Raw genomic sequence first — 15903 nt, 5'->3', positions numbered from 1 at the left:
CGCCATCAGATGCACAAACACCAGACAGAGAAAAAATTGAATACACAATCGCGTTCGCCACTGGTTCAACTGGCCGGTATTGGAAAAAGTTTTGATGGAAAAAATGTCATTACCAATTTTAATCTCACCATCAATAACGGCGAATTTCTCACCCTGCTTGGCCCCTCCGGCTGCGGTAAAACTACTGTTCTGCGCCTGATTGCCGGGCTGGAAAACGTCGATGTCGGTCATATCCGCCTCGATGATCAGGAGATAACGAACGTTCCGGCAGAACACCGCCATGTAAACACCGTTTTTCAAAGTTACGCCCTCTTCCCGCACATGACCGTTTTCGAAAATGTGGCATTTGGTCTGCGGATGCAAAAAACGCCGGCCAGCGAAATCTTCTCGCGCGTCACCGAAGCGCTGCATATGGTGCAGCTTGATGAGCTCGCCCAACGTAAACCGCATCAACTCTCCGGCGGCCAGCAACAGCGTGTTGCTATCGCCCGTGCAGTGGTCAATAAACCGCGCCTGCTACTGCTGGATGAATCCCTCTCTGCACTCGACTACAAGCTACGCAAGCAGATGCAGAACGAACTGAAAGCGCTGCAGCGCAAGCTCGGCATTACCTTTGTCTTCGTCACCCACGATCAGGAAGAAGCGCTGACCATGTCCGATCGTATTGTGGTGATGCGTGATGGCCGTATTGAGCAGGACGGCACCCCGCGCGAAATCTACGAGGAGCCGAAAAATCTATTTGTCGCCAGCTTTATTGGCGAGATCAATATCTTTAACGCCACAGTGCTCGAACGTCTGGATGAGGCGCGCGTGCAGGCAAGCATTGAAGGTCGCGAATGTAATATTCATGTTAATTTCGCTGTCAAAAAGGGTCAGAGACTCAATGTGCTGCTGCGCCCGGAAGATCTGCGCGTGGAAAAGATTCATGATGTTGCCAAAGTGGCAGGTCTAATCGGCTACGTGCGCGAACGCAATTATAAAGGTATGACGCTGGAATCAATGGTTGAGCTGGAGAACGGCAAGATGGTGATGGTCAGCGAATTTTTTAACGAAGACGATCCCGATTTTGACCACTCGCTGGACCAAAAAATAGCCATTAACTGGGTGGAAAGCTGGGAGGTTGTACTGGCTGATGAAGAGTACAAGTAAATTCCAGAACGCGGCAATCATCACCATTGTCGCCTGGTTTGTTCTGCTTATTTTTTGTGCAATCTGATGATCATCGCCACCCGCTTTTAACCCACAATGACGCCCATTTTGTCGCGCTGGTCTTTAACACTGGGCACCGACACACGCCTGTTCGATCCGCTCTATTTCAACGTACTGCCGCTGTTCTTGTTGATCATCCTCTTCTGGACCATTAAGCCGCAAACCGCGGCCCTGAATGTGGGCCGCGTTGCGTTACCCGGGGAGCCGAACCGATAGGGCCTGGCTCCTCGCACAGTTAAAAATCGGCATCAATATCGACAACCGAAATCAGCTTATGATTGACGAACTCTTTAATCCCCAGCCCGGTTAATTCGCGGCCATAACCGGAACGGCGAACCCCACCAAACGGGAGATCAGCTTTAACACGTGTTGGGTGATTGATATACACCATGCCAGTAGAGATGCGGCTGGCAAGCGCTTCACCGCGCGCGGTGTCGCGGGTGAAGACAGAACCGCCAAGGCCAAACGGCGAGTCATTGGCAATCCGCACCGCGTCGTCTTCGTTTTTGGCTCTGAAGATCATCGACACAGGACCGAAGAACTCCATATAGTAGGCCGGATTGTCTGGCGTCACATTGGTCAGGATCGTCGGCTGTACAAATGCCCCGCGTTCCGGGACTTTCGGTCCAACTTCCAGCGCCTGTGCGCCATGCGCAATGGCCTGGCTGATTTTCTCTTTAACTTCGTCAGCGGCCTGCTGCGATGAGAGCGGTGCCAGCGTTGTTTTTTCATCCAACGGATCGCCCGCCTGCAACGCGGCAACACCGTTGATGTAATGGTCAACAAACTGGTCATACACCTCATCAACAACGATCATGCGTTTCGATGAGACACAAACTTGTCCGCCATTCCAGTGGCGACCAAATACACCCCACTTCGCCGCTTTTTCGATATCGGCATCGGCAAGCACGATAAATGCATCGGCCCCGCCAAGTTCCAGCGTGGATTTTTTCAGCGCCTTCGCCGCTTGCTGAGCAACGGTTGCGCCCGCACCCTCAGAACCGGTTAACGCCACACCCTGTACCCGTGGATCATTAAGAATCAGTTCGATATGGTGACGGGTTGCGTAGAGATTAATAAATCCGCCATCCGGAAGACCGGCCTCTTTCATCAGGCGCTCAAACCGGGCGGCACTTTGCGGAACATTCGACGCATGTTTTAACAGTATGGTGTTACCAGCGGAGAGTTGCGGAGAAATAATGCGGGCGATTTGATAGTACGGGAAATTCCACGGCTCAATTGCGAGCAGCACCCCCAGCGGTTCATGCACAATTTTCGCGGTGGCTTCTTTCGGATTTGCCACCGGCAGGATCTCCGGCGCCAGAAGTCTTTCGGCATTATGCACGTAGTATTCAAAAATTTGCGCCGACAGCTCAACTTCCGCTCGCGCTTCTGAAATCAGCTTTCCCATTTCAAGCGTAAGCAACTGCGCAAATTCATCTTTTTGTTGGCGTAACAGGTTGGCGGCGTTCTGTAAAATCGCGCCGCGCTGTGCAAATGAAACGTTTTTCCACTCGCTAAAAGCGCGGTGAGCTCGTTCTATCGCATCGTTAACTTCCGCATCGGTGGCATCCGGGAACGTCTTAACGACTTCGCCGGTATACGGGTTTGTTGTTACATATGCCATGCTAAATCTCCTTTTATGGGCCGGGGATCCTTGTAGGGTTTCCCGGTTTTAGCTCGGCCCTTTCTCATCTGATGGTACTGCGCAGATCGAAATCCGGGCCGATCCGGTTGTTCGCCATGATGGGTGCATCATGGGTATCAACAGAAAGATACTACGGTTGTAACGCTAACAGAGAAAGTCAGGAGATTTGTTGGCCATCCTCAGAATATCTGAACATTATGTACGCGGGATGCGAGATCCAGGAAGTAACACTCACTCCCCCGTCACACACAATCTCAGTCGCAGACCAGGTTGCACATTTTCCGCCGTCAGCGTCCAGCCATGAGCCACGGCAATTTCCTCGCAGATCGCCAGCCCCAGCCCGGCACCGCAATCGCGCCGGTGTGCGCCGCGCCAGAAACGCGTGAACAACAAAGGCAGTTCGTCTACAGCAACGCCCGGACCACAATCGCGAAGCGTGATGGTCTGTGCATTAATTTCCACCTGCACGTCGCTCCCCGCTGGTGCATGCTGGATTGCATTTTCCATCAGGTTTTTCAATAGCGTGAACAATGCACCGCGATCGGCATTCCACACCACTGTGGCATTCCTGAAGGTAAGCGTCAGATTGACGCGTGTCTCCTCGGCAATGCGTTGCAAAAATCGCGCGCTATCGTGGGCGACATCCGCCACATCAACGGGTGCGAAATGGTAGCTGAGCGGCTCGCTGGCCTCCGCGAGGATCAGCAGTTGCTGTACCTGGCGGGAAAGATGTTCTACACGTGCCAGCAGCAGTTCGCGAGCCTCGGTGCAATCGCTCATCAATTCCACTTCAGCGCGAATCAGCGTCAGCGGTGTTTTCAGTTCATGAGCGGCCTTCGCCAGAAAATCCTGCTGATTGCGAAACCCCGCCTCCAGCCGGGAAAGTGCCTGGTTAAAACTGTCGATTAGCGGAAAAATCTCTGTGGGAACGCCCGCCGTTGGTAAACGAGCATCCAGCGAGCGCGGCGAGATGGTGGCGGCGCCGGCGGAAGCCTGTCGCAGTGGGCGCAGCGACCAGGCCAGCGTCACCCAGGCGCACAAACCGAACACCACAAACAGCACCAGACTGAACAATGCAATACCAAGACGAATAAACGGCAGGGCAAACCCGCGGTGCAAGAAATCGACAATCCGCGAACTGGTGCTCACCTGGATAAACCAGCGCTTTCCCTCCATAAAATAGAGATTGCTGATACCGCGATAATCCTTGCCTTGCAACTGAAACTGGAACTTGAAGCCCCCCGCAACCGGCGCAGTAAGTTGTGGTATCGGCGGCCATTGCTGTGCACCCGGCGACATCAATACCACTTTACCGTCAGCATCCACGACCCGGTAAGCCAGCTCCTCTTTGAGACTGCTGTAGATCCACTGCGGATAATCAACCTGCTCACGAAAACCGATCGGCTGGCCATGCGCATCAAATTGCAACTGGCGGGCTAACGCCCTGGTGTAATCGGTCAGATGTATCCCCGGCAAACGCTCTTTCACCACCATACCGAGCAGGATCAACAGCGCAATGCTGAGCAGCACGCCTGTGATAAAAGCCAGTAAAATCTTGAGCGACAGGCTGTTAAAGCGGCATATTTTCCCGGATGGCATAGCCCAGCCCCCTGATATTTACAATCTGCAAACGCGAGCCAATCGCCAGTAGTTTGCGACGCAGGCGATACAAAACAACATCCAGGGCGTTCGGCGTGACGGCATCGCTCAACCCCCACCCGGCCGCTTCCATACGGTTACGGCGCACAATGCTGCCCTGCTTACGAATCAACGTCAGCATGATCTGAAGCTCTGCCGGGGCCAGCGGAACATTCTGCTGCCCACAGCACATTACCGCCGACTCCGGCAATAAAGTGATATCCCCCCACATCGGCTTCATGGTCTGGCTTTCGGCGGGACGACGTAATAGTGCCCGCACGCGGGCCACCAGTTCTTCCATGGCAAAGGGTTTGGCCAGATAATCATCGGCTCCGGCCTCCAACCCTTCAACACGGTCGTGCAACGCATCGCGGGCAGTAAGGATCAGGCACGGCGTGACAACCTGCGCCTGGCGCAGACGCTGCAATAGCTGCAAACCGTCGCCATCCGGCAATCCCCGATCGAGTACCAGTCCCTGGTAAGCCACTTGTTGTATGGCGTGCCAGGCAGCGTCGACACGACCGACAATATCCGTGGCGATCCCGGCGGCAGCCAGCCCTTTGCTAATCAGGTGCGCCAGATGATCATGATCTTCTATTAACAGTATTCGGCTCATCAGAAATAGTAGAGATAACTCAAAAAAAATTGGTTTTCGTTGCTCCTGTCCACCAGCGGACTCTCCTTAATCTCCGATGCCAACAACGTCGTCTGCACATCCACCATCAACACTTGGTGAGTGCTGAACTGCCAGCGGCCATTAAGGCCAATTTCCGTGTTCAGCGCGGCGTCTCCCTGCCAGGCAGGTCGCCAGGCGCGGGCTTCATCGCTGTGCACACCATAGTAATAATTCACATAATCGCTGTCGTAACGGTTCGCCACGATACGCGGTGTCAGGGTCACACCGCGCCACTTCCAGCTACGCTCCGCGCCAAGACGCACGCGTTGCCCGTGACTGTTATCGGAGATATCGTGCGACCAGTCGGTGAAAATATTCACCAGCGGGTTCTGCCACGCCACTTTGACTCCAGCCCACACGCCACCTTTGCGCCTGGCCATCCCTTGCAGAATGTCAGCATCGTCAGAGGTGTAGCCTGAGCCATCATAGCGAGCTATTAGACCGACATTTAGCTGTTGGGTTTCACTCCACTGCCATGCGGGTAATTTCACTTCGGCGGTGGTGCCTAAAAGGCGAAAATAACGGTTTTCGATATGCAGTACTGGCAACGGTGTATATTCGCGGTCGATCCCGGCATAGGGTTTTTGCGTGCTGACAACCCCGACACCCAGTCCCCAGATGGTAGCGTCATCGGCAAAGGCGGGAAATGAAAGGGACAGCAAACTGACCGCAATCATGCGGTACGGTACAGCAACCATAATGGTGCTCCTGTTGGCAATAGAAGCACTATCATCAGCGGTGATAACTTACGGGGAACTTACCGGAAAGCGAGCTGTAATTTATTTGACGGGGAGAAACAAAAGGCCCGGCAAGCAAAGTGCCACCGGGCGACAGGGAAAGAGCTTACCCCCCGCTTGCGCGAGCGCGTGTCGTTACAGCCCTTTCAGCAATCTTTCCACGAACTCTGGCACCACTTCGCTTGCCAGTCCGTAGTGCTTCTCTTCGAACTCGCTGCCCACCTGGCTTGGTTCAAGGTTCAGCTCTACGGTGTGTGCGCCCTGGAGTTTCGCTTCATGGACAAACCCGGCTGCCGGGTAAACATGCCCGGATGTACCAATGGCGATAAATACATCGGCCATCGCCAGGGCGCTATAGATCTCGTCCATACCCAGCGGCATCTCGCCGAACCACACTACATGCGGGCGCAGCGGTGCGGGGAACTGGCAGCAGTGGCATTTATCTTCAAGCGAGACATCACCTGCCCACTCCAGTACCTGCCCGCTCTGCGAGCAGCGCACTTTCAATAGCTCTCCGTGCATATGGATAATGTTGTTGTTGCCGGCGCGTTCATGCAGGTTATCGATATTTTGCGTGATCAGCAGGAAACGATCGCCCAGCGCCTTCTCCAGCTTCGCCAGCGCCAGGTGCGCAGCATTCGGCACAATTTCCGGCAATTGCAACTGACGACGGCGCTCATTATAAAAAGTTTGCACCAGTTGCGGGTTGCGGGCAAAACCTTCCGGCGTTGCCACATCTTCCACATGATGCTCTTCCCACAGCCCGTCGGCAGCGCGAAAAGTACGAATGCCGGATTCGGCAGAAATACCCGCTCCAGTCAGGACGACAACTCTTGGTTTTTCCATCAGTTCCGTTACCACTCTGTCTCTGAAGAAAATTCGCTGGCGTAACCGCTCGCGAAGGCGACGTTTGTTACGGCGAAAACGGCTGAGACGATGTAAACGACGCGATTGCATAGCATCCTCTCAGGATTTAATCAGTTAAATGAAGGAAGGCCGCGCCGCGCATGCCGCCCGCATCGCCGTGGCGAGCACGTTCAATACGCGGGACATCGCCTGCCGGCAACAGATGTGGCGCAATTCGCTCCGGTAACAGTCGGGTCAGTGCGCTGAAGTTTGATAGACCACCGCCGATCACCAGCAGATCGGGATCGACAATCGTCAGAATATTGCCCAGACACACCGCCAGCAAATCCACATAGCGCTCAACATGGGCCAGCGCTTTAGCCTCACCCTGCTCCCAGTTCGAAATGATTTCCGGCGCTGATAACGAGTGATGGTAGATGTACTGGTACAACCACGCAAAACCGCGCCCCGAGAGATAGTTCTCAATACAGCCGATTTTGCCGCAGCCGCAGCGGGTTAACGGAAAATCAAACCCCATCAGCCCCAGCGCATCCACCGGCAGACGGATATGGCCAAATTCGCCGGTAATAAAACGACGCCCGGTCACCGATTTCCCGTTCACCACCAGGCCGCCACCCACGCCGGTGCCGAGGATCAACCCCATCACCAGTGGATAGCTGCGGAATTCGTCATCCCAGGCTTCAGAGAGGGTAAAGCAGTTGGCATCGTTATCGATACGCACATCCCGCGCAAGCAGAGCGCTGAGATCGGCGCGCAGCGGCTGACCGCTGGCGGCAGGAAGGTTGGCAGCATACAGCGTGCCGTCCGCGGTCTCTGGCATGCCAGAAATACCGACGCCGACCCTGCCTTTGCTACCGAAGCGTTCATCCGCTTCGGCAACCAGCCCGGTGAGGGTGCGCAGAAAAGCGTCGTAACTGTCGTGGGGCGTGGCGACGCGCTTTTCCCACTGTAAGCGTCGCTCAGCGTCAAAGACGCCTAACGCGATTTTACTGCCGCCGATATCAAATCCGTAATTCATCGCCACTCCTTCGTTGTGGCCCTGTGAAAACGGCGGGATTACTGCCCGCTCAGCACTCTTGCCGGATCAATATTGCTCGCCCGACGCGCCGGATACCAGCTCGCCAGTAAGCTCAGGACTAACGCAGTCAACAGCACGTACACCACATCCAGCGGGTGTAACTCTGACGGCAGGAAATCGATAAAGTAGATATCCCCCGACAGGAACTGATGACCAATTATCTTCTCAATCACGTTGATAATAGGTGTCAGTTGCAGCGACACGATAACACCAATCACCACGCCACAAAGGCTGCCCAGCAGCCCGGCCAGTAGCCCGTACCAGATAAATACAGCGCGAATCAGGCCATCTTTCGCCCCCAGCGTACGTAACACGGCAATGTCGCCGCTTTTGTCTTTTACCGCCATCACCAACGTTGAGACAATATTAAAACAGGCCACGCCAATCACCAGCACCATCGCCAGATACATAATGGCGCGGATCATCTGTATGTCACGGTACATATAGCCGTACTTACCGATCCAGCTTTTGATATAGACATAGTTGTTCGTGACGCTGCCCGCATCGCGCACCAGTTTATTGGCGTTAAACACGTCATTCACTTTGATATCGATACCGGTAATGCTGCTGCCCATCTCCAGATACTGCTGCGCATCCGCCATCGGGATCATCGCATAGCTGTGATCGAGCTGGCCGCTGAGCTGTAAAATCCCAGTCACATGCAAACGCACACGTTTCGGTTGCAGCAGTTTGTGTGCGTCGTCCGAGTTGGGGATCATGATCGATACCCAGTCGCCCTGCTTCACTTTTAGCGCAACGGCTACGCCTTTGCCGAGAATGATTTGCTGCTCACCGGCGCGGAAATTCTGCCAGGCATCCCCCTGTACAAATTTCGGCAGCGCGCTCAGTTGGCTTTCCTGAGCCGGATCGACACCTTTCACCTGGATGGCGCGCAAATTCGCGCCACTTTCTATCAGCCCGGTAAAATTAATATAGGGCGCAGCGGCAGCTATGCCGGGAACTTTTTTCACTTTTTCCAGCGCCGTGTCCCAGTTGTTCCACGGCTGATTCACCGGCTCGATCTCACCGTGCGGCACCACCGCCAGAATACGATTGTTCAACTCGCGTTCGAAACCGTTCATCGCGCTTAAACCGACGATCAACACCGCTACACCCAGCGCAATACCGACGGTGGAGATCACCGAAATCAGCGACACCATTCCGCCACGACGGCGACCGCGGCTGAAGCGCAGACCAATCAATAACGACAGAGGCAGCGCCATTAATCGGCCCCCATCAACGTCACATCGGCGCTCAGGTGGCCGTCTCGCATCTCCAGTTGGCGATTCATACGCTTCGCCAGTTGCAGATCGTGCGTCACCACCAGAAAGGCGGTGCCCTGCGACTGATTCAGTTCCCCCAGCAGCGCAAAGATACTGTCGGCGTTACGGGCATCGAGGTTACCGGTCGGTTCATCTGCCAATACCAGACGCGGGTTGTTTACCAGCGCACGCGCGATAGCGACACGCTGGCGTTCACCGCCGGAAAGCTCAGAAGGACGGTGACTGGCGCGATGCTCCAGACCAACAGCGCGCAGAATTTCCCGCGCACGGGTATCGATTTCCGCTGGTTTCTTTTTCCCGATCAGTAGCGGCATAGCGACGTTTTCCAGCGCGGTAAAATCGGGCAGCAGGTGGTGAAACTGATAGATAAAGCCGAGTTCGCGGTTACGCAACTCAGCTTTCGCCGCCGACGAGAGTTTGCTCATCGGTCGATCGCGGAAAATCACATCGCCGGAGGTCGGTGTATCCAGCCCGCCGAGAAGGTGCAACAGCGTACTCTTCCCGGAACCGGAGCTACCGACGATCGCCATCAACTCCCCTTCGCCCATACTAAAGCTGACATTGTGCAGCACGTCGGTTTGCACACTGCCTTCCTGATAGCGTTTGCACAGGTTGTCGCATTGCAACAGGATTTTATTCATAACGTAAAGCCTCAGCGGGTTGAGTGGCGGCAGCGCGCCAGGAAGGATAAAGCGTTGAAAGCAGCGCGATGACCATCGCCACCAGCGCAATACCCACGACCTGTAGCGGTTCAATCGCCACCGGCAGTGCCGCGCCGTCGAGCAGCGCGCCGATAATTGGCATCAGGTTATTGAGCTGGCTGGCGAGCAGTGCGCCAAGCACGGCACCAAGCAGCGCGCCGATGATGCCGGCACTGGCTCCCTGCACCATGAAGACCGCCATAATCTGGCGCGGCGTCAGCCCCTGGGTTTGCAGGATCGCCACCTCGCCCTGTTTCTCCATCACCATCAGGCCCAGCGAGGTGATGATGTTAAACGCCGCAACGGCGACGATCAGGCTCAGCAACAGCCCCATCATGTTCTTTTCCATGCGCACGGCCTGGAACAATTCACCTTTGCGATCGCGCCAGTCCTGCCATTTTGTGCCTTCCGGCAGCGTTTGTTGGCTTAGAACATCCACTTTTAGCGGCTCCTTGAGCCACAAACGCCAGCCGGTAATATTGCCCAGCGGGTAAAGCATCAACCGCGATGCATCGTCAATATTCACCAGCATTTGATATTCATCTACCTCACTGTTGGCGGCGAAAGTGCCGATCACCGTGAACAGACGCTGGCTCGGCAGGCGCCCCATCGGGGTGAATTGACTGGCAGATGGCACCATAACGCGGATCTGATCGCCGCGATTAACGCCTAATTGCCCGGCCAGTTGCTCGCCGAGGATGATGTTGTATTTGCCCGCTTGCAGGTCGCTCTGTTTAACGTTCACCAGATACGGCGTCAACGGATCCTGCTGCGCCGGATCGATGCCCAGCATCACGCCGACCGCCACGCTACGTGCGCTTTGCAGTACGACATCACCGGTAGTCAGCGGCGCAATACGCGTTACACCCTGCAATTTCACAGCGCTGGCGGGAAGTTGTTGCGGGTTGAGGGAGCCGCTTTGCATAGTGAGCGTGGCCTGCGGCATTAACCCCAGAATGTTGTTTTGCAGTTCGCGTTCGAAGCCATTCATCACTGATAACACGGTCACCAGCGCCATGACGCCGAGCGTGATGCCAATCGTTGATAGCCAGGAGACAAAGCGGCCAAAGCGGTCCGCTGCGCGTCCGCGCATATAGCGCAGACCTATGAAAAGAGTGACAGGCTGGTACATGAAATCCGTCTGATTGCTGATAGCAGAGTCAGGAGTATATAAGCGAAAGCACATAGCGTAAATGAGAGGAACGGTAAGAATTCGTCAGCGTGATATAAAAAAAAGCCGGGAAATCAACTCAATAATTCCATTCTGCCAACGCTGAACCGCCGCCTGGTTGCACAGAGTTCAACCAGAACGATCCTGCTCTTAATCCTAAAATGACAAAATACAGACACTTTAACGTCATATTCACTTCCTCAATCGTCAAGATTAAAGGCTTAAGTTTTTGTAATACAGGGAACTAAGGACGTGAAACAAAAAGCTTTGTGGCTTAACCAAATTAAAGGGCTATGTATTTGTATGGTGGTGGTTTACCACTCCGTGATTACCTTCTATCCGCAGCTTAATTTATTCCAGCATCCATGGTCGCAAACACTCTCGAAGTGCTGGGTCTACTCCAATCTTTACCTCGCGCCTTTTCGCATGCCGGTGTTCTTTTTTATCTCCGGCTATTTAATCCGCCGCTATATCGATGAGGTGCCGTGGAAAGAGAGCATCGATAAACGCATCTGGAGCATTGTATATGTGCTGGTACTGTGGGGCGTGTTGCAATGGATAGGCTTAAGCCAGCTTAGTGCGTGGCTGGCACCGGAGCGTGATCTGACCAACGCCGCGAATGCCGCTTACGCGGGTAGCTGGGTTGAGTTTTTACAAGGGATGCTCACCGCCAGCACCAGCCTGTGGTATTTGTATGCACTGGTGGTTTATTTCACCCTGTGCAAATTGCTGAGCCGCTGGAAGGTGCCGATGCTGGCGCTGACTATCCTGTGCAGTCTGGCGATCAATTATCTGCCGCTGCCGTGGTGGGGAATGAACAGCGTAGTGCGCAATATGATTTTCTACTCGCTGGGCGCCTGGTATGGCGCAAGCCTGATGGCGTGGGTCAAAAACGTACCAATTCGCCGTTACGGCGTTCTGTTTGCCCTCGCAATGGTTGTGGCCTTCGGCCTGTGGGTGTTCACAATGCCGTTGCCACTCTGCCTGCTCTCTATTGTCGCCATTATGCGGCTGTTCTGGGAACTGGAGCAGCGTTTCTCGCCGAGTGAAAAGAGCCTATTGAATGTGGTGGGCAGCAATACGCTGGCAATTTATACCACTCATCGCATTCTGCTTGAAGGATTAAGCCTGGCGCTGGTCAAACCACTGAATACCGGTGTCTGGCCACCGCAAGCCGAACTGGCGCTGCTGCTGGTCTATCCATTTGCGACGTTGCTTATCTGTACGCTGTTTGGATTGCTGGTGCGTAAACTCTCCAGCGCCTTGTTTGGCGATCTCTTTTTCACCCTCCCGGCAAAACTTCGCCAGACCGCTACCGCGCGCTGATCCATGCGTTGGTCTTGGCTAAAATGACGCAATCGCGGATAATCAAGGGATTGCGTATCAGTGATATGCCCCCATGTGGGGGTATATCCACAAGAGACTCCGACATCTTCTATGCCTGAACAATATCGTTATTCACTGCCGACCAAAGCGGGTGACCAGCGCCAGTTTGGCGAACTCACTGGTGCCGCCTGTGCCACCGAAGTGGCGGAAATCATTGAGCGCCATGCAGGTCCTGTGGTGCTGATCGCACCCGATATGCAAAACGCCCTACGCTTGCAGGATGAGATAAGCCAGTTTACCGATAATCTGGTGATGAATCTGGCCGACTGGGAAACGCTGCCCTATGACAGCTTTTCACCGCACCAGGAGATCATCTCCTCCCGTCTTTCCACCCTTTATCAACTGCCGTCCATGCAGCACGGTGTGCTGATTGTGCCGGTAAATACCCTGATGCAGCGCGTCTGCCCGCACAACTATCTGCACGGCCATGCGCTGGTGATGAAAAAAGGGCAGCGGCTGTCTCGCGATCAGTTGCGCGCGCAGCTGGACAGCGCCGGTTACCGCCATGTTGATCAGGTGATGGAGCACGGCGAGTATGCCACGCGCGGGGCGCTGCTGGACCTCTTCCCGATGGGTAGCGATCAACCGTTCCGTCTCGACTTTTTCGACGATGAAATCGACAGCTTGCGGTTGTTCGACGCCGATACCCAGCGCACACTGGAAGAGGTTGAAGCAATTAATTTACTGCCCGCGCATGAATTCCCGACCGATAAAAACGCCATTGAGCTGTTCCGCAGCCAGTGGCGCGATCGGTTTGAGGTGAAACGCGATGCAGAACACATTTATCAGCAAGTGAGCAAAGGCACCTTGCCCGCCGGGATCGAATACTGGCAGCCGCTGTTCTTTAGCGAACCGCTGTCGCCGCTGTTTAGCTACTTCCCGGCGAATACGCTGCTGATGAGTACCGGCGATCTGGAGGCCAGCGCGGAACATTTTCAACAGGATACGCAGGCGCGTTTCGAGAGCCGCGGAGTGGATCCAATGCGCCCGTTGTTGCCGCCGGAAAGCTTATGGCTACGCAGCGACACTCTGTTCAGCGAACTGAAAAAATGGCCGCGTATCCAGCTCAAAACTGAACGGCTCAGTGAAAAAGCCGCACACGTTAATCTCGGTTATCGCGCATTGCCGGAGCTGGCGGTACAGGCGCAGCAAAAATCACCGCTGGAGAATCTGCGTAAGTTCCTTGAGTCCTTCAGTGGCCCCGTAATTTTCTCGGTCGAGAGCGAAGGCCGCCGCGAAGCACTGATTGAATTGCTGGCACGCATTAACGTGACGCCAAAACACATTTTACGTCTCGACGAAGCTTCAGCGCCGGGAGCCTGGATGATGATCGGCGCGGCGGAGCACGGTTTTATCGATACCCTGCGTAACCGGGCACTGATATGCGAAAGCGATCTGCTGGGCGAGCGCGTTGCGCGCCGCCGCCAGGATACCCGGCGGACAATTAATCCTGACACGCTGATCCGTAACCTTGCGGAGCTGCATGACGGCCAGCCGGTAGTACATCTGGAGCATGGTGTCGGGCGTTATGCCGGTATGACGACGCTGGAAGCTGGCGGTATTAAAGGCGAATACTTGATGCTGATGTACGCCGGTGACGCCAAACTTTATGTCCCGGTCTCTTCGCTGCATCTTATCAGCCGCTATGCGGGTGGCGCAGAGGAGAGTGCCCCGCTGCATAAACTGGGCAGTGATGCCTGGATGCGGGCGCGGCAGAAAGCGGCGGAAAAAGTGCGTGATGTGGCGGCTGAGTTGCTGGATATCTATGCACAGCGCGCGGCAAAAGCAGGTTTTGCCTTCAAGCATGATCGTGAACAATATCAACTGTTCTGCGATGGTTTCCCCTTCGAAACCACGCCGGATCAGGCACAGGCGATCAACGCCGTACTCAGTGATATGTGCCAGCCGCTGGCAATGGATCGTCTGGTGTGCGGCGATGTAGGTTTCGGTAAAACCGAAGTGGCGATGCGGGCGGCATTCCTTGCGGTTGAAAACAACAAGCAGGTGGCGGTGCTGGTGCCGACTACCCTGCTGGCGCAGCAACACTTTGATAACTTCCGCGACCGTTTTGCCAACTGGCCAGTGCGCATTGAGATGCTATCACGCTTTCGCAGCGCCAAAGAGCAGTCACAAATTCTTGAACAGGCCGCTGAGGGCAAAATCGACATTCTGATCGGTACACACAAACTGCTGCAAAGCGATGTGAAACTGAAAGATCTCGGACTGTTGATTGTCGACGAAGAACACCGTTTCGGCGTGCGCCATAAAGAACGCATTAAAGCGATGCGTGCCGATGTCGATATTCTGACACTGACGGCGACGCCGATCCCGCGCACGCTGAATATGGCAATGAGCGGGATGCGCGACCTGTCAATTATTGCCACACCACCGGCGCGCCGCCTGGCGGTGAAAACATTTGTTCGGGAGTACGATAGCCTGGTGGTGCGTGAGGCCATTCTGCGTGAAGTACTGCGCGGCGGACAGGTCTATTACTTGTATAACGATGTGGAAAATATCCAGAAAGCCGCCGACAGGCTGGCAGAGCTGGTGCCGGAAGCGCGTATCGCTATCGGCCACGGACAGATGCGGGAGCGTGAACTGGAACGGGTGATGAACGATTTCCATCATCAGCGTTTTAACGTGCTGGTCTGCACCACCATCATTGAAACCGGGATCGATATTCCGACCGCCAATACCATTATTATCGAACGCGCAGACCACTTTGGCCTCGCCCAGTTGCACCAACTGCGCGGACGCGTTGGCCGCTCACACCACCAGGCCTACGCCTGGCTGCTGACGCCGCACCCGAAAGCGATGACTACCGACGCGCAAAAAAGGCTGGAAGCTATCGCGTCGCTGGAGGATTTGGGTGCAGGTTTTGCGCTGGCAACGCACGATCTGGAGATCCGTGGGGCGGGTGAACTGCTCGGTGAAGATCAGAGCGGCCAGATGGAAACCATCGGCTTCTCGCTGTATATGGAACTGCTGGAAAACGCAGTTGATGCGCTGAAAGCTGGTCGCGAACCGTCGCTGGAGGATTTAACCAGCCAGCAGACCGAGGTCGAACTGCGCATGCCTTCACTGTTGCCGGACGATTTTATTCCTGATGTTAATACGCGGCTGTCGTTCTATAAACGCATCGCCAGCGCGAAAGATGCGAACACGCTGGAAGAGATTAAAGTCGAGCTGATCGATCGCTTTGGTCTGCTACCGGATGCAGCGCGTAATCTGCTGGATATCGCCCTGCTGCGCCAGCAAGCACAGAAGCTGGGGATCCGTAAACTGGAAGGCAATGAAAAAGGCGGCATCATCGAGTTCAACGAGAAAAACAAGGTCAACCCGGTGTGGCTGATTGGTCTGCTACAGAAGCAGCCGCAGCATTTCCGTCTGGATGGCCCGACGCGGCTGAAGTTTATGCAGGATCTGAGCGAACGGAAAACTCGCATGGGCTGGGTACGTAATTTTATGCAACAGCTGGCCGAAAATGCCATCGACTGACGGTCTCTACG

General features: G+C 54.9%; 12 protein-coding genes and 1 pseudogene. 4 read left to right on the top strand and 9 right to left on the bottom strand.

Features of this window, described 5'->3' with window-relative positions; genetic code table 11:
* Positions 1-9: 9 nt before the first annotated feature.
* Together potA and potB are read left to right on the top strand one after the other, a co-directional pair.
* On the top strand, positions 10-1149 hold the full coding sequence (gene potA / locus BM427_RS04830; protein ID WP_090119697.1) for a spermidine/putrescine ABC transporter ATP-binding protein PotA: 1140 nt from the start codon (positions 10-12) through the stop codon (positions 1147-1149).
* A pseudogene (gene potB / locus BM427_RS26435) lies at positions 1133-1326 on the top strand (spermidine/putrescine ABC transporter permease PotB); the annotation flags it as partial. The gene potA and the pseudogene potB, both read left to right, overlap by 17 nt.
* A gap of 118 nt (positions 1327-1444) precedes the next feature.
* On the opposite strand, the gene BM427_RS04820 reads toward potB, so the two are convergent.
* From BM427_RS04820 to lolC, 9 genes are all read right to left on the bottom strand, one after another.
* Positions 1445-2836, bottom strand: coding sequence for an NAD-dependent succinate-semialdehyde dehydrogenase (locus BM427_RS04820; protein ID WP_090119694.1), 1392 nt, complete (start codon positions 2834-2836; stop codon positions 1445-1447).
* 252 nt (positions 2837-3088) lie between these two features.
* A complete protein-coding gene (locus tag BM427_RS04815) occupies positions 3089-4456 on the bottom strand; it encodes an ATP-binding protein (RefSeq protein WP_090119692.1) in 1368 nt (455 codons plus the stop codon).
* A complete protein-coding gene (locus tag BM427_RS04810; protein WP_090119691.1) occupies positions 4428-5111 on the bottom strand; it encodes a response regulator transcription factor in 684 nt (227 codons plus the stop codon). Before BM427_RS04810 ends, BM427_RS04815 begins: the two co-directional genes overlap by 29 nt.
* Complete coding sequence (locus BM427_RS04805) at positions 5111-5869, bottom strand: MipA/OmpV family protein (protein WP_090119689.1); 759 nt, start codon at positions 5867-5869, stop codon at positions 5111-5113. The genes BM427_RS04810 and BM427_RS04805 overlap by 1 nt, the downstream gene beginning before the upstream one ends.
* 174 nt (positions 5870-6043) lie before the next feature.
* Positions 6044-6865: a Sir2 family NAD+-dependent deacetylase gene (cobB, locus tag BM427_RS04800; RefSeq protein ID WP_090119688.1), complete on the bottom strand. Its 822-nt coding sequence runs from the start codon at positions 6863-6865 to the stop codon at positions 6044-6046.
* Positions 6866-6881: 16 nt separating this feature from the next.
* Entirely contained in the window at positions 6882-7793 is a 912-nt protein-coding gene (nagK, locus tag BM427_RS04795; protein ID WP_090119686.1) for an N-acetylglucosamine kinase, read from the bottom strand.
* Positions 7794-7831: 38 nt separating this feature from the next.
* Positions 7832-9076 carry a lipoprotein-releasing ABC transporter permease subunit LolE gene (gene lolE, locus BM427_RS04790; RefSeq protein ID WP_090119684.1) on the bottom strand — a complete coding sequence of 415 codons (1245 nt, stop codon included), beginning with the start codon at positions 9074-9076 and terminating at the stop codon, positions 7832-7834.
* Positions 9076-9777 (bottom strand): lipoprotein-releasing ABC transporter ATP-binding protein LolD, encoded by a 702-nt coding sequence (gene lolD / locus BM427_RS04785; RefSeq protein ID WP_090119683.1) that lies wholly within the window; start codon positions 9775-9777, stop codon positions 9076-9078. The genes lolE and lolD overlap by 1 nt, the downstream gene beginning before the upstream one ends.
* A complete protein-coding gene (gene lolC / locus BM427_RS04780; RefSeq protein ID WP_167518515.1) occupies positions 9770-10969 on the bottom strand; it encodes a lipoprotein-releasing ABC transporter permease subunit LolC in 1200 nt (399 codons plus the stop codon). Before lolC ends, lolD begins: the two co-directional genes overlap by 8 nt.
* Positions 10970-11260: 291 nt before the next feature.
* Here lolC and BM427_RS04775 point away from each other — a divergent pair, with 291 nt between their 5' ends.
* Together BM427_RS04775 and mfd are read left to right on the top strand one after the other, a co-directional pair.
* Positions 11261-12334 carry an acyltransferase family protein gene (locus tag BM427_RS04775; protein WP_090119679.1) on the top strand — a complete coding sequence of 358 codons (1074 nt, stop codon included), beginning with the start codon at positions 11261-11263 and terminating at the stop codon, positions 12332-12334.
* Between the two features lie 111 nt (positions 12335-12445).
* Positions 12446-15892 carry a transcription-repair coupling factor gene (gene mfd, locus BM427_RS04770; protein ID WP_090119678.1) on the top strand — a complete coding sequence of 1149 codons (3447 nt, stop codon included), beginning with the start codon at positions 12446-12448 and terminating at the stop codon, positions 15890-15892.
* Positions 15893-15903: the final 11 nt, after the last annotated feature.

The organism is Kosakonia arachidis, assembly GCF_900116535.1.
GTDB classification, from domain to species: Bacteria; Pseudomonadota; Gammaproteobacteria; order Enterobacterales; family Enterobacteriaceae; genus Kosakonia; species Kosakonia arachidis.
Note: the sequence above shows the minus strand (reverse complement) of the source record. Positions and strands in the feature narration are given on the sequence as shown.

What these genes read in the sequence shown, in the direction of transcription:
- BM427_RS04810 (WP_090119691.1), bottom strand. Translation starts at nt 5,111, where the DNA reads ATGAGCCGAATACTGTTAATAGAAGATCATGATCATCTGGCGCACCTG.
- lolE (WP_090119684.1), bottom strand. Translation starts at nt 9,076, where the DNA reads ATGGCGCTGCCTCTGTCGTTATTGATTGGTCTGCGCTTCAGCCGCGGT.
- BM427_RS04815 (WP_090119692.1), bottom strand. Translation starts at nt 4,456, where the DNA reads ATGCCATCCGGGAAAATATGCCGCTTTAACAGCCTGTCGCTCAAGATT.
- BM427_RS04820 (WP_090119694.1), bottom strand. Translation starts at nt 2,836, where the DNA reads ATGGCATATGTAACAACAAACCCGTATACCGGCGAAGTCGTTAAGACG.
- potA (WP_090119697.1), top strand. Translation starts at nt 10, where the DNA reads ATGCACAAACACCAGACAGAGAAAAAATTGAATACACAATCGCGTTCG.
- BM427_RS04805 (WP_090119689.1), bottom strand. Translation starts at nt 5,869, where the DNA reads ATGGTTGCTGTACCGTACCGCATGATTGCGGTCAGTTTGCTGTCCCTT.
- nagK (WP_090119686.1), bottom strand. Translation starts at nt 7,793, where the DNA reads ATGAATTACGGATTTGATATCGGCGGCAGTAAAATCGCGTTAGGCGTC.
- lolC (WP_167518515.1), bottom strand. Translation starts at nt 10,969, where the DNA reads ATGTACCAGCCTGTCACTCTTTTCATAGGTCTGCGCTATATGCGCGGA.
- lolD (WP_090119683.1), bottom strand. Translation starts at nt 9,777, where the DNA reads ATGAATAAAATCCTGTTGCAATGCGACAACCTGTGCAAACGCTATCAG.
- cobB (WP_090119688.1), bottom strand. Translation starts at nt 6,865, where the DNA reads ATGCAATCGCGTCGTTTACATCGTCTCAGCCGTTTTCGCCGTAACAAA.
- mfd (WP_090119678.1), top strand. Translation starts at nt 12,446, where the DNA reads ATGCCTGAACAATATCGTTATTCACTGCCGACCAAAGCGGGTGACCAG.